The sequence below is a fragment of the Rhizobium sp. BR 315 genome (assembly GCF_050577975.1).
Lineage (GTDB): Bacteria > Pseudomonadota > Alphaproteobacteria > Rhizobiales > Rhizobiaceae > Rhizobium > Rhizobium miluonense.
The window spans coordinates 124,957-143,353 of the sequence record NZ_JARWKZ010000002.1 but is presented as its reverse complement, the minus strand read 5'-3'; the positions used below and the strand labels follow the sequence as shown (position 1 = coordinate 143,353).

The following is an 18,397-nucleotide window of genomic DNA, read 5'->3' as shown; positions in this document are numbered from 1 at the left end:
CTCGATTGGGCCATTATGGAAAAACTGCCGAAACAATTGCTGGCCACCCTCGACGACCTGCATGTCCAGAGCATGCGCTGGATGGAGGAATCCGATGCGGATGTGCTCGTCCACAGCGCCGAGCCGCCACAGGGTTACACCGTTCCGTGGCACCATCACCGCCGCACGCAATTGCTCTGCATCTTTGCCGGCGTCGCCCTGATCATGACGGCGCGGGGGCGCTGGATGGTACCTCCGGGGCACGCGCTGTTCATCCCCGTAGGACTGGAGCATTCGATCGAGATTCTAAGCGACGTCAGCATGAAATCCGTCTATGTCACGCCGCGCAATCAGCCTCCGAAGGATGAGGTTCCGCGCGTCGTCGAGGTCACGGACCTCGCCCGCAGCCTGTTGCTGGAAGCCATACGGTTACGGGAGGCGCCTGTCAGCCATCGCAAGGCCAAGCTGGTCCTGTCGCTGCTCGTCGAAGAGATCGCCACGCTGCCGGAACGTCCGCTCGGCCTGCCCTTCCCTTCCGACCGCCGCCTGACAGCGCTCTGCCGCGAATACGTCGCCAACCCTTCGCCCAACGCCAGACTGGATGACTGGGCCGAAAAGCTTGCCATGAGCCGGCGGACCTTCACGCGCCAGTTCCGCAAGGAGACCGGCATCAGCTTCACGACCTGGCGCCAGCAGGCAAGCGTTTTCGCCTGCCTGCCACGGCTGGCCGGCGGGGCTCCCGTCACCAATGTCGCGCTCGAAGCGGGCTATGAGAGCGTGGCGGCCTTTACCACAATGTTCCGGCGCATGCTCGGCTCGTCGCCGCGCGCTTATACAGTCAACCGCTGGGCCTTCGATCGGCGATCATGAACCAGAGAAGCCGATCTGGCGACGCTCCTCTTGAAACGGCCCGTTGCTTCCGGCAAACAGCGCTGAAAACAAGGACAAGCATATGCGGCACATTTACATCGTCGGTATCGGCACCGGAAATCCCGAGCATATGACGGTGCAGGCGATCAATGCGTTGAATGCCGCCAGTGTCATCTTCATTCCCAGCAAGGGCGCGGCAAAGACAGAGCTCGCCGATGTCCGCAGGGATATCTGCCAGCGCTACGTCACCAGCAAAACTACCGGTTTCATCGGCTACGACGTGCCATCGCGCCGCACCGCCGACCGCAGCTATGTGCAGGGCGTCGACGATTGGCATGAAGAGATTTCAGCCATTTACGAACGGCTTTTCCTTGAGCATCTGACGGAAGACGAGAGCGCGGCCTTCCTGGTCTGGGGCGATCCCGGCCTGTACGACAGCACGCTGCGCATCATCGAACGTGTCGTCGCGCGCGGTAACGTCGCGCTGGACTATAGCGTCATTCCAGGCATCACCAGCATCCAGGCACTGACCGCAAGCCACCGCATCGCCCTCAATCTCGTCGGCAAGCCGGTGCAGATCACCACGGGACGCCGGCTGGCCGAGAGTTTTCCCGGCATTGCTGAAACGGCGGTCGTCATGCTCGACGGCGAGCAGGCTTTCAGCAAGATCGACGATCCCGAGGCCTATATCTACTGGGGCGCCTATCTCGGTACAAAGGACGAGATCATCATCGCCGGTAGGCTGGCTGATGTTTCCGAGCGCATTGTTTCGACACGGGAAGAAGCCCGCGCGAGACACGGGTGGATCATGGACATCTACCTGCTGCGCAAGGGGGATGATTTCGACGATCGGGCATGAGCTGCCGCTGAGCCAAATCATTTGCCCGCCGATCCGGTTTATGCAAGGAAGTGTCCCTTATGAAGGGCAGTCTCATGGTTGCGACCAACGGACAGACGATGGATGAACCGGCGTGCTTCTCGCAAGAGCTAGCTGAAGGTCTCGTCGACGCCTCGCCTTCGCCGGCCATGGTTCGCGGCGCCTGCCCCTCGCTGAGCGAGCCGATGCAGACCGGCGATGGTCTCCTCGTGCGGCTGCGGCCGGTGACCCCTGGATTGACGGTTGCCCAATTTCGCGCACTCGCCGCTGCGGCCGAAAAACATGGCAACGGTCTGATCGAGATCACTGCGCGCGGCAATCTGCAACTGCGCGGCATGATCCTGCAGAGCATGGAGGCGCTTGCCGCCGATATAGAACGCGCCGGTATCGTCGTTCAAAACGGCGTTGCCATTGAGATCCCACCGCTGAGCGGCCTCGATCCGTTGGAAATGGCGAGTGCCCGCAGTCTTGCGGAACGCCTGCAGGAGACCATTGACGACCTCGCTCCCAAACCGATTCTGGCGGCGAAGCTCGCGATCATCATCGATGGCGGCGGTCAGCTCGCTCTGGACGGACTTTCGGCGGATATCCGGCTTAAGGCGACCAAACCCGATGATGGCGCAGGCTGTTTATGGACGCTCGCGATCGCAGGAACGGATGCAACGGCAACGCCGCTCGCCACATTGCCTCGCGACGAGGCGATTGCCGGCGTGGTCGCGTTGTTGAAAAGATTGAGCCTCCTCGGACCTCGCGCCCGCGGTCGCGACCTTGATCCGGCGGACCTGCGAGGGCAATTTCCGGACGTGACCGCCCATGCTCAGACGACAGCCAGGCCACCCACCTCCCCCATCGGGATCATCTCACTGGGGAGGAACGGTCGCGCGCTCGGATTGCGCCCATCCTTCGGCCAGATCCACGCAAAAGATCTCGCACGCTTTCTTGCCGTTGCCGAAGAGAACGGCGTCTCCGAAATCCGCACCGGGCCGGAACACAGCATGCTGTTGCTGGGCCTTGCGGCCGACGAACTCGAGCGCGTTCGTACGGTAGCTGCTTCCTGCGGTTTTCAAACGCGCAGCGACGATCCGGCAAATCACATCATTCCTTGCTCGGGCGCTGGAGCCTGCGCATCCGCACACTACGCCACTAAGCAGGCCGCCTTAGATTGTGTTGCTCTCGCTCCCGAGCTGCTCGACGGTTCCTTCGAACTGCACCTGTCCGGCTGCCCGAAGGGATGCGCCCATCCTGCTCCGACAGCGCTCGCCGTCGTCGGTATTCCAACGGGCCATGGGATCGTCCTGGATGGATCGGCCTCGGCCGAACCCACGGTGCATATCGGCAAAGAAAATCTGAAATCGGTGCTGGCTCGGCTGGGCGAGCTGGTACGAAACAACAAAGTTGCTGGCGAATCGACGCACCAGTGTCTTAAACGGCTCGGCCGGGACGCAATCGCGACGGCTTTACGACAGGGATAGAAATGCCTGACTATGACTATATCCGCGAGGGAGAAGCGATCTATGAACGCTCCTTCACGATCATCCGCAGCGAAGCCGATCTCAAGCGCTTTTCCGACGCCGAGGCCGATGTTGCGATCCGCATGATCCATGCCTGCGGACAGGTGGAAGCAGCGCAGCATTTCCATTTCTCGCCCGACTTCGTCGCCGCTGCCCGCAAGGCGCTGTCCGACGGCGCGCCGATTCTTTGCGATGCCGAGATGGTCGCTCGTGGAGTTACCCGCGCCCGTCTGCCGGCGGAGAATGAGGTGATCTGCACGTTGCAGGATCCGCGCACGGCAGAAATCGCGACGACAATCGGCAACACGCGCTCAGCCGCTGCCATGCATCTGTGGACCGAACGCCTTGCCGGCGCCGTCGTTGCCATCGGCAACGCGCCGACCGCCCTTTTCCATCTTCTCGAAATGCTGCGCGACGGCGCTCCGAAACCCGCCGCCATCATCGGCATGCCTGTGGGCTTCGTCGGCGCGGCCGAATCGAAGGACGCGCTGGCTGAGAATTCCTACGGCGTACCCTTTGCCATCGTGCGGGGACGGCTCGGCGGTAGCCCGATGACGGCAGCGGCCGTCAATGCACTGGCGAGGCCGGGCCTATGAGCACGTCTTCCTCTGGCCAGTTGATTGGCGTCGGCACCGGTCCCGGCGATCCGGAGCTGCTAACGGTCAAGGCCGTCAAGACCTTGGAGCGCGCCGATGTCGTCGCTTACTTTGCCAAACAGGGCAAGAACGGCAACGGACGCACGATCGTTGGCGATCTGCTGAAGGCGGACGTAACGCTCCTGCCGCTCTACTATCCCGTCACGACGGAGATCGATAAGTGTGCGCCGGACTATGTAAGTCAGATCACCGCCTTCTATGACGCCTCGGCCGAAATGGTGGCGGCACACCTGCGGGAAGGAAAGACGGTTGCCGTACTCAGCGAAGGCGATCCGCTCTTTTACGGCTCCTACATGCATCTGCACGTGCGCCTTGCCGATCGCTTCCCGACCGAAGTCATACCGGGCGTGACGGCCATGTCCGGCTGCTGGTCTCTGGCCGGATTGCCGATGGTGCAGGGAGACGACGTGTTGTCCGTCCTGCCCGGAACCATGGCGGAAGCCGAGCTTGCCCGCCGCCTTGGCGACACGCAGGCGGCCGTGATCATGAAAGTCGGCCGCAACCTGCCGAAGATCCGCCGCGCGCTTGATGCTGCCGGCCGGCTGAACGAAGCCATCTATGTGGAGCGCGGCACGATGGCGAACGGCACGATGGCGCCGCTTGCCAGCCGCGACGATGCCGAAGCTCCCTATTTCTCACTGGTTCTGGTTCCGGGTTGGGAAGGACGGCCATGAGCGGGCGTCTCTATGTCATCGGCACGGGTCCCGGCAAGCCTGAGCAGACGACGCCGGAAGCGCTGGCTGCGGTTGCGGATGCGCATGAATTCTATGGCTACGGCCCTTATCTCGACCGACTGACGCTACGCAGCGACCAGATCCGTCATGCCTCAGACAACCGCGAAGAACTGGACCGCGCCAAGGCGGCGCTAGAGCGTGCAGCGGCGGGAGCAAATGTCTGCGTCGTCTCCGGCGGGGATCCCGGGGTGTTTGCCATGGCGGCGGCGGTGTGCGAGGCGATCGATCACGGGCCGGAGGAATGGCGCAAGGTGGACCTCGTCGTCGTGCCGGGCATTACGGCCATGCTTGCGGTCGCGGCCCGTATCGGCGCTCCTCTCGGTCACGATTTCTGTGCGATTTCGCTGTCGGACAATCTGAAGCCCTGGCCGCTCATCGAGAACCGGCTTCGAGCAGTCTCCGAGACTGGTTTCGTGATCGCGCTTTACAATCCGATCAGCAAGGCGCGGCCCTGGCAGCTCGGTAAGGCCTTCGAAATTCTGCGTGACATATTGCCTGCGGATACGCCGGTCATTTTCGGGCGCGCCGCCGGCCGCCCTGACGAACGCATGACGGTGGCGCGGCTTGCGGATGCTGAAGCCTCTCAAGCAGATATGGCCACCTGCGTCATCATCGGCTCGGCCGAGACGCGCATCATTGCGCGAGAAGGGCGCCCGGATCTCGTCTATACGCCGCGTTTCATCAGGGAAGATACGAGATGATCGACCCTTTGGAGCGCAGCATCGACTGTTTCGACCACTGGCAAACCGGTAGTCTCCGCGCGCTCGATCATGATCACCTTGATGCCGAGGTCCCTTGCCGCCTCGATCTTGCCGTAAGTCGCATCGCCGCCGCTATTCTTGGCGACGACGACCTCGATCCCATGCCCTTGCAGCAAGTCCAGTTCGTCCGGCAATCGGAAAGGGCCCCTGCTGGTGATGTAGCTGACATAGGGCACCGTCAAAGGCGGCTCCACGGGATCGACGCTGCGGACCCAATATTGGTGTTGCGGCGCCGCATTGGCCAGATGCGCCTCCTGCCTGCCAGTCGCCAGGAAAACGCGCAAGGGCAGAGTGCCGAGCGCGGCCACGACCTGCGAAACACTATGCACCGAGAGCCAGTCATCGCCCTCGACCGGCACCCAGGCCGGACGGCGCAACGCAAAAGCCGCCACATCGCATTGAGCAGCCACTTGCGCAGCATTGGCGGAGATGCGGGCTGCGAAAGGATGGGTGGCGTCGACCAACAGATCGATCCCTTCATCCTGAAGATAACGAGCAAGACCCTCCGCGCCGCCGAAACCGCCGCTGCGCACCGGAACGGGCTGCGGCGCCGGATCGGCGGTCCTGCCCGCGAGCGACAGGACAACGTCAAGATCGGCGCGGGAGGCAAGCGACGCCGCCAGAGCACGGGCCTCGGTCGTACCGCCCAGGATCAGTATGCGGACCTTGCCCATGGTTGAGATACCTTCCATTCAACGCTGGCTCACTCTTATCGGCATCGGCGAAGACGGTCCAGCTGGCCTCGGCGACGAAGCCAAGCGGCTGATCGCCGAGGCACCGGTCGTCTTCGGCGGGGCGCGCCATATCGAGTTGATGAGCCCGGTGATCACGGGCGAAACACATCAATGGCTTTCGCCATTCGAAAAATCCGTCGAAGCCGTTCTTGCCCGGCGCGGCAAGCCGACAGTGGTTCTCGCCTCCGGTGACCCCTTCTTCTACGGCGTCGGCGCGACGCTTTCGCGGCGTATTCCAGCCGATGAGATGTCCGTCATTCCAGCACCATCTTCGTTCAGCCTCGCGGCATCCCGCCTGGGCTGGCCGTTACAGGACATCACGGTTCTCTCGCTGCACGGCCGACCCGTCGATCTCATACGGCCGTATCTGCATCCCGGCAGAAAGATCCTGGCGCTGACATCCGATGGCAAAGGTCCTGCCGAATTGGCGGCCCTGTTGCAAAGCTCAGGGTTTGCTCCATCCGAGCTTACGGTTCTGGAAGCACTTGGCGGCCCGCATGAGAAGGTCTCCCGCCAGAGCGCCGCCGAGTTCGCCCTTTCCGATATCAACGATCTCAATATCTGCGGCGTCGAGGTCAAGGCCGAAGCAACCGCCCGGATTTTGCCCCTGAGCGCCGGCCTGGCCGACGAGCTTTTCGACCATGACGGCCAGATCACCAAGCGGGAAATCCGTGCCATGACGCTGTCGGCACTGGCACCGCGCCACGGCGAGCTACTCTGGGATATCGGCGCCGGTTCCGGTTCGATCGGCATCGAATGGATGCTGGCCGATCCCTCGCTGCGCGCCATCGCCATCGAGGCCTCCAGCGAGCGCGCGGCGCGGATCCGCCGCAACGCAACGAATTTCGGCGTCCCGGGCCTGACTATTGTCGAGGGAGAGGCACCGAATGCGCTTGCTGGACTGCCGACGCCGGATGCCATCTTCATCGGCGGCGGCGGCAGCGACGCCGGCGTGCTCGATGCCGCGATCGGCCAATTGAAAAGCGGCGGCAGGCTGGTTGCCAATGCCGTCACGACCGAAATGGAAGCCCTTCTGCTTGCCGAACAGGCACGCCGGGGCGGCTCGCTGACCCGCATCGATATTGCGCGCGCAGCACCTGTCGGCCGCATGACCGGCTGGCGGCCGGCCATGCCAGTGACGCAATGGTCGTGGACCAAGCCATAATTCAGAATGAGGTAGAGCGATGACAGTGCATTTCATTGGCGCAGGCCCCGGGGCAGCCGACCTGATCACGGTGCGTGGCCGCGATCTGATCGGCAAATGCCCCGTCTGCCTCTATGCCGGCTCGATCGTTTCGCCGGAACTGCTGCAATATTGCCCGCCTGGCGCCCGCATCATCGACACGGCTCCGATGTCGCTGGACGAGATTGAGGCGGAATATCTAAAAGCTTCGGCAGCCGGCGAGGATGTCGCACGCCTTCACTCCGGCGATCTCTCCGTCTGGAGTGCTGTTGCCGAGCAGATCCGCAGGCTTGAGCAGCACGGCATCGACTATACGCTGACGCCCGGCGTTCCTGCATTCGCCGCTGCAGCCTCTGCGCTCGGACGCGAGCTGACCATACCGGCCGTCGCCCAGAGCCTGATTCTGACCCGCGTTTCCGGCCGCGCATCGCCGATGCCTAACAACGAGACGTTGGAGAAATTCGGCGCGACCGGCGCAACGCTCGCCATCCATCTGGCAATCCACGCGCTCGGAAAGGTGGTCGAGGACCTGACGCCGCTTTACGGCGCCGATTGTCCGGTTGCGATCGTCGTCAAGGCTTCCTGGCCCGACGAGCGGATCGTTCGGGGCACGCTTGCCACGATCGAGGAGAAAGTGGCGGCCGAGCCGATCGAGCGCACTGCCCTGATCTTCGTCGGGCCATCGCTCGCTGCCAGCGATTTTCGCGAAAGCTCGCTCTACGACCCCGCCTATCAGCGCCGTTTCCGCGGCCGGCAATAAGTCGGGCACCATTGCAAAACTGGCTGAAATTTCCTCTATTCTGCTTCAAAGCCGACGGCACGGAAGAGGATCGGGAGATGCAGCGCATCACCATCGATGATGATCTTCTCGAGACGATCGACAAGATCAGCGCGCAGCCTGGCTATTCCAGCCGTTCGAAAACGCCGCGCGATCTTGTCCGCAATGCCGTTACGCATGCATAGACGGCCATGCGAAACGTTGTGCAGCGCCTACCTATATCTACAGGCATGAAACTCGCGACCTGTCGCGCCGCCTGACGACGGCGCGACATGACTACAATGATCTTTCGGTCTCAACCCTGCATGTCCATATCGACGGACATGATTGCCTTGAGGTCTCGGTGCTGAAGGCAAGGCCGATGAGATACAGGCCTTTGCCGATCGTTTGGCTACCCAGCGTGGCGTCCGCTTCGGCAACCTGCACCTCATTCCCTCGGAGCATGGCCCGCATCACGCGGAAGCCCATTCCCACGGTTGAGTGAAGCGCCGTTGCCCGCGGACAACCCGCAAAACTCAGAGCTTGCCCGTCATATAGGCCATGCTTTCCTTGATCGCGGCCACGGGCTCCTTCAGGGCGTGTACCGTCGGTGCGAAGGGCTCGAACGAAGCCGGGCCGGCGTAACCGGCGGAAAGCAGTGCCCGCAACTGGCCGACATTGTCGAGACGGTCGCTGGCATCGACCAGAACCCGATGCGGATCACGCATGTCCGCAACCGAAACGTCGGCATCGCTGACACCGGAAATATGCACCAGACCCGTTAGATCAGGGAAAGTCGCGGCCTCGCCTGCGAGGTGGTGGTGGAAGGTATCGTGCACAAGGCGGAAGGTGGATTTCGCATCGAGCTCTTCGATCGCGGCAGCCGCCTCGCTCTTCAGGCGCAGCGAGCAGATTTCGAAGCCGAGCGGCTCGACTAGACCGACAATGCCGGCAGCCTCCAGCATCGGCTTCAGGGCCGACAGCGCGTTGCGGAGATTGGCGCGGCGCACCTCCGGCTCACGGCCGCTGCCGTCATTGACCGGAACAAGAACGAGGGCTTTCGCGCCGCAATCGCGCGCATAATCAATGAGCTCCGCCGCTTCTCGGGCGCGCTCATCATTCCATTCGTTGAAGCGCTGCAGCGCGTTGATGGAGATGATTGTAAGCCCCTGGCGCTCGGCCAGTTCCTTGACGGCTTTTGCAGGCGTGCCATCCAGTATCGCGTTTCCGGCAAGATCGTTGCGAATCTCGACGCTGTCGATGCCGAGCTCCTTTGCGGCGGCAAAAAACGATTCCAGGTTCAGGGACGGCGCGCACATATGATTGAGCGCGAAACGAATGGAACTCATGATGGGCACTCCTCCTCAAGGCGTCCGGCCGCAAAAGATAGTCCAATCCGCCGCGCCTGCTTTGCGAAGGACTAGCGAGATTCAGGGCCTTGTTCCATCGGCTTCAGCCATCATTCCTGATAGAATTATCGGCAAAATGATGGAATTCAATCATCCCAGTCAGATGTTTTCCGATAGAAAAATTTCAAATGGCAGGAAGTTTTGTCCGGGAACGACAGCCTCGTCGCTCTCGACGGACTTGATCATCAGGCTCATCAGTTCGTTGCAGAGTGCGGGCAGCGGCGTGCCGATCGTCATGGCAACGACATCGTCGGCGAGTGCTGCCTTCGATTCCGGCGTCAGCTCATTGACGACGGCGATCAGCTTGCCGGACAGCCGCTCCTCTCGAATGGCCGAAATAGCCCCCTCCATGCCGCCGCCGCAAACATAGAAGCCGATGAGGTCGGGGTGTTTCTGCAGAAGATCAAGCGTCGCCTCATGCGTGATCTCCGGCGTGTCGAGATTGATGAGCGTGTCCAGCACCTCGAATTCCGGCGCATTCTCGCGGAAATAAGACCGGAAGCCGATTTCGCGCAGCTCATGACCAAGGAAGCGATGGCTGCCGACAAAACAGGCCACCTTGCCCGGGCGCCGCGCCGAGCGCGCGATGATCCAGGCGGCCGTGCGCCCGACTTTGCGGTTGTCGACACCGATGTAGCCCTGGCGCGCCGTGGTGGAGAAATCGGACAGCAAGGAAAAGACCGGAATGCCTTTTTCCTTCAATTCCTCGATTGCAGCCGTGACCGCCGGGTAATCCGGCGCGACGAGCGCAACCGCTTGGCTGCGTGCGGCGACTATCTTCAGCTTCTCGACAATCGCAGTCGGAGTCGAGGCGGCTACGAAATCAATATGGGCATTGATCCGCGCTGTAGTGACCGCCTGCGCGGCCGTGGCGATCTCCCTGGCAAATGCCTGATAGAAGGCCTGAACCGGCTTCTGCAAGACGAAGCCCAATCGATATTGCGGCAGGTCTTCGAAGACCCGCTGACGCAGGAGACCAACGGCATGATAGCCGATTTCCTGCGCCGCTTCGTAGACACGCCGTGCCGTTTCCTCGCGTACACGATGCCGTCCGTTCAGCACGCGATCGATCGTGGCGACGCTGACGCCGGATGCCTTGGCAAGATCCGATATGGTGGGCCGACGCATGGCTGCTCCTGAGATATGCCATCATTGATGACATCAGAATTTGATATGTTTTGATAGATTCCATCATTCATGCATTGAGGCAAGCGAAAAGTCGATCTATCGTTTCTGGCATCGAGGGCGGTGTGCTGTTGCACATCGCGGGAGGCATGGATGACAACGATAATCAAGCGTGACTACGATCTGCTCGGTGTGAGCGGCAGGCTGGCAGTGGAAACCGGACTCGCGGCCGCCGAATGGTATCATACGGATGTGCCGCGCAAGGACATGAAGGCGCTGATGCAGCGCTCAGACGCGCCGGCGATCCGCGACACCATCATCTGGCTCGGCAGCATGGCGGTCTTCGCTGCCCTGGGTGTCTATTTCTGGGGATCGTGGATTTGCATCCCCTTTTTCCTGGCCTATGGCGTGCTTTACGGCTCAGCCTCCGATAGCCGCTGGCATGAATGCGGCCATGGCACGGCGTTCAAGACGCGCTGGATGAACGACGCGGTCTACCAGATCGCCTGCTTCATGATCATGCGCAATCCGGTGACCTGGCGCTGGAGCCATGCGCGCCACCACACGGATACCGTTATCGTCGGCCGCGACCCGGAAATTGCCGTTATGCGGCCACCGGATCTCTTTCGCCTCGTCCTGAATTTCTTCGGCATCCTCGATGCCTGGCACGCCATCGTAGATATGCTGCGCAATGCCGGCGGCGTCGTCAGCGCCGCGGAAAAGACCTTTATCCCCGAGATGGAGCAGCCGAAGGCCATTCGCATCGCCCGCATCTGGCTTGCCGTCTATGTCGTGACCATTGCAACGGCAATCGCCATGGGCTCGATCCTGCCGCTGATGCTGATCGGTCTTCCACGACTCTATGGCGCCTGGCATCACGTCCTGACCGGCCTGCTGCAGCATGGCGGCCTTGCCGACAACGTCATCGACCACAGGCTGAACAGCCGCACCGTCATGATGAATCCGATTAGCCGCTTCATCTACTGGAACATGAACTACCATGTCGAACATCACATGTTCCCGATGGTGCCCTATCATGCGCTGCCGAAGCTGCATGCAATGATCAAGCACGACCTGCCGGCGCCGAACCCATCCATGTGGTCCGGCTATCGCGAGATGATACCGGCATTCCTGCGGCAATTGCGCAACGAGGACTATTTCCTGAAGCGCGAGTTGCCGCCGACGGCGCGGCCCTATCGCGAGGAGTTCCACGGCGAACCTCCGGCCGCGGCCGCTCAATAAACCGGACATGCAAAGAGAGGAAAACATGAGCAACTGGATCGAAGTCTGCGCCGCCGATGCGATCGACGAAGAGGATGTCATCCGTTTCGATCATGACGGGCGAACTTTCGCCGTCTATCGCAGCCCGGAGGACGATTATTTCGCCACGGATGGCCTCTGCACCCACGAGAAGATCCATCTCGCCGACGGCTTGGTCATGGATAACATCATCGAATGTCCCAAGCACAATGGCCGCTTCGACTATCGCACAGGCGAAGCCAAGGGTGCACCGGTCTGCGTCAACCTGCAGACCTACCCGGTCAAGGTCGAGGACGGCACCGTCTTCATCGGGCTTTGAGGAGGCAGGCATGGCGCATTTCGTTATCGTCGGGGCCGGAGAATGCGGTGCCCGTGCCGCCTTCGCGCTTCGTGAAAAGGGATTTGAGGGCGACATCACCCTCATCGGCACCGAGCCGCTCGCCCCCTACGAACGTCCGCCCCTTTCGAAAGGCGGATCGGGTGAAGCGCCGGAACCGAAATTCGTCGCCACATTGGAGCGATACCGGGAGCAATCGATCGACATCAGGCTCGGTACGACGGTCTCGGCGATCGATCCTGTCACGAAAACGATCAGCCTCGCTGGCGGACAAACACTCGGTTACGACAAACTTTTGCTCACAACCGGAGCCTCGGCACGGAGTTTCCCCGGCGTCGACAGCGCCTCCCACCGCATCCGCATGCTGCGGACCCATGCAGATGCGGTGGCTTTGCATGCCGCGCTTCACCCCGGTCAGCATATCGCCATCATCGGTGGCGGCTTCATCGGTCTTGAGCTGGCGGCAACGGCGCGCATGCGCGGTGCCGACGTCACGGTCATCGAAGGCCTGCCGCGCGTGTTGAAGCGCGGCGTGCCGGAGGCAATCGCCKAGGCGATTGCCGAACGCCATCGTCAGGAAGGTGCGCAGATCCGCTGCGGCCAGAGCATCGAAGCCATCGCGGAAGAAGCCGAGAAGGCGGTCGTTCGTTTGGCTAACGGCGAAATGATCTCTGCCGATCTGCTGCTCGTTGGCATCGGCGCCTTGCCGAATGTCGCGCTTGCCGCGGAAGCGGGGCTGGCCATCGACAACGGCATTGCCGTCAACGAGCGCCTAGAAACCTCCATTGCCGACATCTATGCGGCAGGCGATTGCTGCTCCTTCCCGCTCGCACTCTATAGCGGAAGGCGCATTCGCCTCGAATCCTGGCGCAATGCACAGGAGCAGGCAAATCTGGCCGCCGCCAACATGCTGGGAGAAGGCGCCGAAATATCCGCCGTGCCGTGGTTCTGGTCCGACCAGTATGACCTGACGCTGCAGATTGCCGGCCTTGCGGATGAGGCGGTCACTCATGTCCGGCGCGACCTTGATGACGGGGCATTCATCCTGTTTCATTTGGGCATTGACGGCCGGCTTCTTGCCGCAAGCGGCATCGGCCGCGGCAATGCCATCGCGCGCGATATCCGCCTCGCCGAAATGCTGATTGCAGCCCGCGCGCATCCGGATCACAATGCTCTGGCGGCAAGCACCGTCAAGCTGAAGTCGCTGCTCGCAGCGTAAGATCGCTCTTGGAACTTGACGAAGGGCGTCGAACCATAAATGTCTCCCTGTAACGGCAAATGGGGGAAGCGATGAAGATACTCGGCATTTCTGGCAGCCTGCGCAAAGGCTCCTTCAATACGGCCCTGCTCCACGCCGCCGTCGAGCTGGCGCCAAGCGGCGTCGAGCTGATCGCCCGCACCATCCACGGCGTGCCGCTCTATGACGCCGATCTCGAGGCGGCGGACGGCATTCCGGAAAAGGTCCGCGAGCTCAAGGATCTGGCCATCGCAGCCGATGGGCTGATCCTGTTCACGCCGGAATACAACAATTCGCTTCCCGGCGTCTTCAAGAACGCCATCGACTGGATGAGCCGCCCCTCGACCGACATCGCTCAGGTCTTCGGYGGAAAGCCGGTCGCYGTCCTCGGCGCCTCGCCCGGCAATTTTGGCACCATCCTCAGCCAGAATGCCTGGCTGACGGTCCTGCGCACACTCGGTGCCGAAGCCTGGTTTGGCGGCCGGTTGATGGTGTCGCGGGCCGGCAGCGTCTTCGACGCCGACGGCGCGATCGTCGACGAGAAGGTGAAGCACAATCTCGCGGCGTTCATCGAAGGTTTCAGTGCTTTCGTCGAGGCTCGTAAAAAAGGCTGACGCGCGGCTGCTCGGCTAATCCGAAAGTCAGATATGAAGCCTATGACTAGCCGATGAATAAGCTAATGTAACCGCGACGCCGGGTTCCGGCGCCTCCGAGCCCCCCACATCTTCTTCCGTCAAAAATAATGAAATCCAATAGTACCGGTTACGTCTTCACACTGTTGGCCATCAGCATATTCGCCATACAGGACGGCATATCCAAGCACCTCGTCAGCGCCTATCCGCCGCTTCTGGTGGCGATGATCCGTTATTGGGCCTTCATGCTTTTTGCCATCGCGATGGCCTCGCGCGCACCGGGCGGCCTGCGACGCAACATAAGGACCAAGCGCCCGGTCTTGCAGATAGCCCGCGGTCTGCTGCTCGCCGCACAGATCGTCGTCGCCATTTCGTCCTTCGTCATCGTCGGACTGGCCCATTCGCAGGCGATCTTTTCCTCCGGGCCTCTGATGGTGGCCATGCTGTCCATACCGATCCTTGGCGAAAAGGTCGGCTGGCGGCGATGGCTGGCGATCTGCTTCGGCTTCGTCGGCGTCCTGCTGATCCTGAAACCGGAGAGCGGCGTCTTCGATGTCCGCTTCCTGTTGCCCCTTTCCGGCGCACTACTGTTTTCGTTCTATGTCGTCCTCACACGTTATGTCAGCCGCGACGACGGTGCCATGACCAGCTTTTTCTATACGGGCGTGGTGGGCGCGGTCGCCATGAGCTGCATCGGCCCATTCTTCTGGACGACGCTCGCGCCGCATGACTGGATCTTCATGGGGATTCTCTGCCTGACCGGCGTCTCAAGCCACTATTTCCTCATTCGCGCCTACGACCTGCTCGACGCGGTGGTGATCCAGCCGCTGACCTATCTGCAGCTTGTGCTCTCCGCCATTATCGGTGTCAGCATATTCGGCGAAAAGCTGAGCGCGCCCATGATTGTGGGCGCGCTCATCGTCGTTGCGGCAGGCATATTCACGATCTGGCGCGAACATGCCTTGGCGAGAACCCGGCTCAAAGCCGGCAAGGCATAGGCAGACTAAGCATCCACCTGGGCGCGCGGCTGCGCCTCGGTGTAGTAGCTCACATATTTCTGCCGGTAGCGCTCCGTCCCGCCGAAATCGCTGTAGCGCGGCAATTCCGACATGTCGGTCTTGTTGAGGATGACGCCGAGGATCCGCGAATTGATCTGCGGCTCCTGCTCCAGAATATCGCGAACCAGATTGGTCGGCGTCGCACCCCATTCGGCAACCAGCAGGAAGGCATCGACCTGCGGCGCAAAGGCCTTTGCGTCGATGACGGGACCAAGAGGTGCAAGATCGACGACGATGTAGTCGAACAACTTGCGCGCATTTTCCATGAGATGCTGCATGCCCTGCGAGGACAGAAGCTCGCTGGTGTGCAGCAGGTGATCGCGCACAGCAACCGGGAGGATGGCAAGCTTGGTGCGCGGGTCGACCTTTACGGCATTGGTCCAAGGAACCTCGCCAAGCACAGCCTCGATCAAGCCGGCCTGCGGCGGCGACTTCAACGTGCGGCTGAGGCCCGGATTGCGCAAATCGGCATCGATAAGCAGTGTGCGCTTGCCGCTGCTGGCGAGCAGGGCGGCAAAATTGGCGGCCGTCGTCGACTTGCCCTCGCCGGGCAACGCCGAAACGACGCCGATCACGCGATCGGCGCGGCCCTGTAGCATGATGTCGCTGGCGAGCTTGGCGTTCCTCAAGGTCTCGGCGAAGATCGAGCGCGGCGCTTCGACCGAGATACGCATGATACGCTCGAAGGCAACGCCGTTTTCCGGCTCTTCCGCGGTTGCTGGCACTGGTCCTGCATTCGGCTTGCGCGGTTTCTTCTTGCTCTTGCTCTGTTGGCCGAGCAGCGGCAGATAGCCGAGGAACTTGAGCCCGAGAGCCATGCGCACATCCGCTTCGACACGGAAAAAGCGATCGCGGAACTCCTGGAGGGCAGCCAATCCGCAGCCGGCCATCAGACCGAGGATGACCGAAAGCGCCATGATAAGCGTCCTCTTCGGGCTGGAGGGCGCAGTGGGTACGCCGGCAACCGAGATGACACGCGCCTTGGCGATCGGGAAAGAGCGCTGCTGGGTCGCCTGTTCGAAACGGCCCAGGTAGGATTCGTAAAGGCTCTTCAGTGCCGTCGCCTTCTGGTTCAATTCGTTCAAATGAACCAGCGACTTGTTGGCTTCGGAATTCTTACCAACGACGTTTTCGATGCTTTCGCGCAGCGACGACGCTCGCGATTGCGCCACGTCATATTCGTTCTTGTAGCTGGCGGTGAGCTGCTGGAGCTCCTGATAGATCTGGCGCGTAATATCCTGCCGCTCGGCGCGGAGTGCCACGGCTTGCGGATGATTGGCGCCGAAATTCTGCGTGACGTCCTGCTCGCGCTTCTGGACCGCGAGATAGCGTGTCTTCAGATCCTGCAAGACGGAATTATCGGTCTGGCTGGATGAAATGGTTGCGTTCTTGACGGCATTGTCCGGACCCTGGTCGATGATCGACTTGTATTGATTGTAGCGCGCGGAGGCGCTGGCCGAATCGGCCTGAGCGATGATCAACTGCTTGTTTAAGTCGGAAATCTGCTGTTCCGACATCAGCTCGCCGCCGGTCGAGGTCAAGCCGTTGTCGGCTTTGTATTTCTCGACTTCGAGCGAAGCCTCCTGCGAGCGCTGACGCAGATCGTTCAGACGTTCCTGCAGCCAGACGGACGCGCGTTCGGTCGCGTCGAAATTGGCGTTCAGTTGGTCGGTCAGATAGGCATCGGCATAGGCACGCGTGACCTTGGCGGCCAGCTGCTTGTCGGTCGAGCTGTAGGAAACCGCGACAACCGAGCTTCGCGTCACGCGCTCGACCTTGAGGTTGTCCTGCAAAACGGCAGCAACCTTCTGACGTTGGGCCTCACGCTGCTCTTCCGGCGTCATTGGCGGGCGGCCCGGCGTAAAGATGCTGACGATGAGGCCGACACCGGATTTCAGCAAGGCTGCCGGCGATAGTGGCGGATTGAGCAGCGTGTTGTTGTCGGCAAGACCACCGGTATCGGCAACGCGTAAAGCCATCTCGTTCGATTTGAGGATTTCGACAGCGCTTGCGATTTCCATGTCCGCCTGCTGGCCGCTGGCGGCCGGTGGCTGATCCTCGGCATATTTCGTCATGCTTTCGTCGAGCAATATCTGCGTCATCGACGTGTAGCTCGACGTCGCGGTCAGCAAATAGGCCACGGCCAGAATGACGCAGGCAGCCACGGTAAGGAGGATGGTGCGGATGCGACGGGTCACGATCGCCATCAGCCGATCGAGGTCGATGAAACTATCCTGCGACTCTCCTTGGGGAAGAGCGCTATGGAAAGTGAAATTCTTCTGATGCATGGCGACCACCTTGTCGGAGAAGCCTGAATGAACAATAGCCACGACCTGCGACCCTCACGGCCGCAGGTCAAATGTGAACAGGCTTAAGCGGCGGTCATCTGCGCTTCGTGCGAGACGACCAGGTTGCGGATCGAGTCATAGACCAAGCCGCCAATATCGGAGCGAGCGAGCGCGAAAGCGACGTTCGCTTCGATAAAGCCATGCTTGGACCCGCAGTCGAACGTGCGTCCGTTATAGACCTGAGCATGGAACGATTGCGTCTCGGAGAGACGCAGCATGCCGTCGGTCAGCTGGATCTCATTACCGGCGCCGCGCTCCTGGCGGGCCAGAATATCGAAGATCTCGGGCTGAAGAATATAACGACCATTGAGGTAAAAGTTTGAAGGCGCCTCGGACGGATGCGGCTTTTCGACCATTTTGGTCACGGCAAAGCCATGCCGAACCGCCGCGCCCTTGCCGATGATGCCATATTTCGACGTCTCTTCCGGAGCGCACTCCTCGACGGCAACGATGTTGCCGCCAACCTCGTTATAGAGATCCATCAGGCCGGCCATGCAGCCACGCATGCCGTAGCACAGCATGTCGGGCAAAAGCAGCGCGAAGGGCTCGTTGCCGATCAGGTCGCGGGCACACCAGACGGCGTGGCCGAGGCCGAGCGGAGCCTGCTGGCGAGTGAAGCTCACGGAGCCCGGCCGAGGCAGGAGGCGCTCCAACTCGCTGACCTGATGGCTCTTGCCAGCACGCTGCAGCGAGGAAATCAGCTCCGGCGTATCATCGAAATGGTCTTCGATCGCCGACTTATTACGGCTGGTGACGAAGACGATGTGCTCGATGCCGGCCTCGATGGCTTCGTCGACGGCATATTGCACGACCGGACGATCGACGATCGTCAGCATCTCCTTTGGCATCGCCTTGGTAGCGGGCAGGAAGCGCGTTCCGTTACCAGCAACCGGGATGACTGCTTTTCTGACACGATGTTTGGGGTCCAT

The 18,397-nt window shown here is 61.4% G+C and carries 18 protein-coding genes and 1 pseudogene; 14 read left to right on the top strand and 5 right to left on the bottom strand.

The window, feature by feature from the left end; genetic code table 11:
* Positions 1 to 15 precede the first annotated feature (15 nt).
* From QD409_RS03145 to QD409_RS03120, 6 genes are all read left to right on the top strand, one after another.
* Positions 16 to 849 carry an AraC family transcriptional regulator gene (locus QD409_RS03145; RefSeq protein WP_092845476.1) on the top strand — a complete coding sequence of 278 codons (834 nt, stop codon included), beginning with the start codon at positions 16 to 18 and terminating at the stop codon, positions 847 to 849.
* Positions 850 to 931: 82 nt separating this feature from the next.
* Positions 932 to 1,708 (top strand): precorrin-6A synthase (deacetylating), encoded by a 777-nt coding sequence (cobF, locus tag QD409_RS03140; RefSeq protein ID WP_092845658.1) that lies wholly within the window; start codon positions 932 to 934, stop codon positions 1,706 to 1,708.
* A gap of 59 nt (positions 1,709 to 1,767) precedes the next feature.
* A complete protein-coding gene (gene cobG / locus QD409_RS03135) occupies positions 1,768 to 3,198 on the top strand; it encodes a precorrin-3B synthase (RefSeq protein ID WP_092845474.1) in 1,431 nt (476 codons plus the stop codon).
* 2 nt (positions 3,199 to 3,200) lie between these two features.
* On the top strand, positions 3,201 to 3,833 hold the full coding sequence (locus QD409_RS03130) for a precorrin-8X methylmutase (RefSeq protein WP_092845472.1): 633 nt from the start codon (positions 3,201 to 3,203) through the stop codon (positions 3,831 to 3,833).
* Positions 3,830 to 4,567: a precorrin-2 C(20)-methyltransferase gene (locus tag QD409_RS03125; protein ID WP_092845470.1), complete on the top strand. Its 738-nt coding sequence runs from the start codon at positions 3,830 to 3,832 to the stop codon at positions 4,565 to 4,567. Before QD409_RS03130 ends, QD409_RS03125 begins: the two co-directional genes overlap by 4 nt.
* Positions 4,564 to 5,328 (top strand): precorrin-3B C(17)-methyltransferase, encoded by a 765-nt coding sequence (locus QD409_RS03120; protein WP_092845468.1) that lies wholly within the window; start codon positions 4,564 to 4,566, stop codon positions 5,326 to 5,328. Before QD409_RS03125 ends, QD409_RS03120 begins: the two co-directional genes overlap by 4 nt.
* Here the strand turns inward: QD409_RS03120 and QD409_RS03115 are convergent.
* Complete coding sequence (locus QD409_RS03115; RefSeq protein WP_092845466.1) at positions 5,292 to 6,062, bottom strand: cobalt-precorrin-6A reductase; 771 nt, start codon at positions 6,060 to 6,062, stop codon at positions 5,292 to 5,294. The two genes, QD409_RS03120 and QD409_RS03115, sit on opposite strands and share 37 nt — an antisense overlap.
* Between QD409_RS03115 and cbiE the strand changes: the two genes are divergently transcribed.
* The 3 genes and pseudogenes from cbiE (at position 6,061) to nikR (ending at position 8,563) form a co-directional block, all read left to right on the top strand.
* The gene (gene cbiE / locus QD409_RS03110; protein WP_092845464.1) at positions 6,061 to 7,287 is read left to right on the top strand and encodes a precorrin-6y C5,15-methyltransferase (decarboxylating) subunit CbiE; all 1,227 of its coding nucleotides are present in this window, start codon (positions 6,061 to 6,063) and stop codon (positions 7,285 to 7,287) included. The two genes, QD409_RS03115 and cbiE, sit on opposite strands and share 2 nt — an antisense overlap.
* Positions 7,288 to 7,306: 19 nt before the next feature.
* Positions 7,307 to 8,065, top strand: coding sequence for a precorrin-4 C(11)-methyltransferase (gene cobM / locus QD409_RS03105; protein ID WP_092845462.1), 759 nt, complete (start codon positions 7,307 to 7,309; stop codon positions 8,063 to 8,065).
* A gap of 77 nt (positions 8,066 to 8,142) precedes the next feature.
* Positions 8,143 to 8,563, top strand: a pseudogene (gene nikR, locus QD409_RS03100) (nickel-responsive transcriptional regulator NikR).
* A 35-nt stretch (positions 8,564 to 8,598) separates the two neighbouring features.
* On the opposite strand, the gene QD409_RS03095 reads toward nikR, so the two are convergent.
* Together QD409_RS03095 and QD409_RS03090 are read right to left on the bottom strand one after the other, a co-directional pair.
* Positions 8,599 to 9,411: a TIM barrel protein gene (locus tag QD409_RS03095; protein ID WP_092845460.1), complete on the bottom strand. Its 813-nt coding sequence runs from the start codon at positions 9,409 to 9,411 to the stop codon at positions 8,599 to 8,601.
* A 159-nt stretch (positions 9,412 to 9,570) separates the two neighbouring features.
* A complete protein-coding gene (locus QD409_RS03090) occupies positions 9,571 to 10,599 on the bottom strand; it encodes a LacI family DNA-binding transcriptional regulator (RefSeq protein ID WP_430761892.1) in 1,029 nt (342 codons plus the stop codon).
* A 150-nt stretch (positions 10,600 to 10,749) separates the two neighbouring features.
* On the opposite strand from QD409_RS03090, the gene QD409_RS03085 reads away from it, so the two are divergent.
* From QD409_RS03085 to QD409_RS03065, 5 genes are all read left to right on the top strand, one after another.
* Complete coding sequence (locus QD409_RS03085; protein WP_430761891.1) at positions 10,750 to 11,838, top strand: fatty acid desaturase family protein; 1,089 nt, start codon at positions 10,750 to 10,752, stop codon at positions 11,836 to 11,838.
* Between the two features lie 25 nt (positions 11,839 to 11,863).
* The gene (locus QD409_RS03080; RefSeq protein WP_092845456.1) at positions 11,864 to 12,175 is read left to right on the top strand and encodes a MocE family 2Fe-2S type ferredoxin; all 312 of its coding nucleotides are present in this window, start codon (positions 11,864 to 11,866) and stop codon (positions 12,173 to 12,175) included.
* 10 nt (positions 12,176 to 12,185) lie between these two features.
* The gene (locus QD409_RS03075) at positions 12,186 to 13,412 is read left to right on the top strand and encodes an NAD(P)/FAD-dependent oxidoreductase (protein WP_430761890.1); all 1,227 of its coding nucleotides are present in this window, start codon (positions 12,186 to 12,188) and stop codon (positions 13,410 to 13,412) included.
* A gap of 71 nt (positions 13,413 to 13,483) precedes the next feature.
* Positions 13,484 to 14,044, top strand: coding sequence for an NADPH-dependent FMN reductase (locus QD409_RS03070; RefSeq protein ID WP_092845452.1), 561 nt, complete (start codon positions 13,484 to 13,486; stop codon positions 14,042 to 14,044).
* A 128-nt stretch (positions 14,045 to 14,172) separates the two neighbouring features.
* On the top strand, positions 14,173 to 15,060 hold the full coding sequence (locus QD409_RS03065; RefSeq protein ID WP_092845450.1) for a DMT family transporter: 888 nt from the start codon (positions 14,173 to 14,175) through the stop codon (positions 15,058 to 15,060).
* A gap of 5 nt (positions 15,061 to 15,065) precedes the next feature.
* Here QD409_RS03065 and QD409_RS03060 read toward each other — a convergent pair whose 3' ends face one another.
* Together QD409_RS03060 and QD409_RS03055 are read right to left on the bottom strand one after the other, a co-directional pair.
* Positions 15,066 to 17,408, bottom strand: a complete 2,343-nt coding sequence (locus QD409_RS03060) for a polysaccharide biosynthesis tyrosine autokinase (RefSeq protein ID WP_092845656.1) — start codon at positions 17,406 to 17,408, stop codon at positions 15,066 to 15,068.
* An 83-nt stretch (positions 17,409 to 17,491) separates the two neighbouring features.
* On the bottom strand, positions 17,492 to 18,397 hold the full coding sequence (locus QD409_RS03055) for a UTP--glucose-1-phosphate uridylyltransferase (RefSeq protein WP_092845448.1): 906 nt from the start codon (positions 18,395 to 18,397) through the stop codon (positions 17,492 to 17,494).

Coding starts and splice junctions, on each gene's coding strand:
- QD409_RS03145 (WP_092845476.1), top strand. CDS start 16: ATGGAAAAACTGCCGAAACAATTGCTGGCCACCCTCGACGACCTGCAT.
- cobF (WP_092845658.1), top strand. CDS start 932: ATGCGGCACATTTACATCGTCGGTATCGGCACCGGAAATCCCGAGCAT.
- cobG (WP_092845474.1), top strand. CDS start 1,768: ATGAAGGGCAGTCTCATGGTTGCGACCAACGGACAGACGATGGATGAA.
- QD409_RS03130 (WP_092845472.1), top strand. CDS start 3,201: ATGCCTGACTATGACTATATCCGCGAGGGAGAAGCGATCTATGAACGC.
- QD409_RS03125 (WP_092845470.1), top strand. CDS start 3,830: ATGAGCACGTCTTCCTCTGGCCAGTTGATTGGCGTCGGCACCGGTCCC.
- QD409_RS03120 (WP_092845468.1), top strand. CDS start 4,564: ATGAGCGGGCGTCTCTATGTCATCGGCACGGGTCCCGGCAAGCCTGAG.
- cbiE (WP_092845464.1), top strand. CDS start 6,061: ATGGTTGAGATACCTTCCATTCAACGCTGGCTCACTCTTATCGGCATC.
- QD409_RS03115 (WP_092845466.1), bottom strand. CDS start 6,062: ATGGGCAAGGTCCGCATACTGATCCTGGGCGGTACGACCGAGGCCCGT.
- cobM (WP_092845462.1), top strand. CDS start 7,307: ATGACAGTGCATTTCATTGGCGCAGGCCCCGGGGCAGCCGACCTGATC.
- QD409_RS03095 (WP_092845460.1), bottom strand. CDS start 9,411: ATGAGTTCCATTCGTTTCGCGCTCAATCATATGTGCGCGCCGTCCCTG.
- QD409_RS03090 (WP_430761892.1), bottom strand. CDS start 10,599: ATGCGTCGGCCCACCATATCGGATCTTGCCAAGGCATCCGGCGTCAGC.
- QD409_RS03085 (WP_430761891.1), top strand. CDS start 10,750: ATGACAACGATAATCAAGCGTGACTACGATCTGCTCGGTGTGAGCGGC.
- QD409_RS03080 (WP_092845456.1), top strand. CDS start 11,864: ATGAGCAACTGGATCGAAGTCTGCGCCGCCGATGCGATCGACGAAGAG.
- QD409_RS03065 (WP_092845450.1), top strand. CDS start 14,173: ATGAAATCCAATAGTACCGGTTACGTCTTCACACTGTTGGCCATCAGC.
- QD409_RS03060 (WP_092845656.1), bottom strand. CDS start 17,408: ATGCATCAGAAGAATTTCACTTTCCATAGCGCTCTTCCCCAAGGAGAG.
- QD409_RS03055 (WP_092845448.1), bottom strand. CDS start 18,397: ATGGACCCCAAACATCGTGTCAGAAAAGCAGTCATCCCGGTTGCTGGT.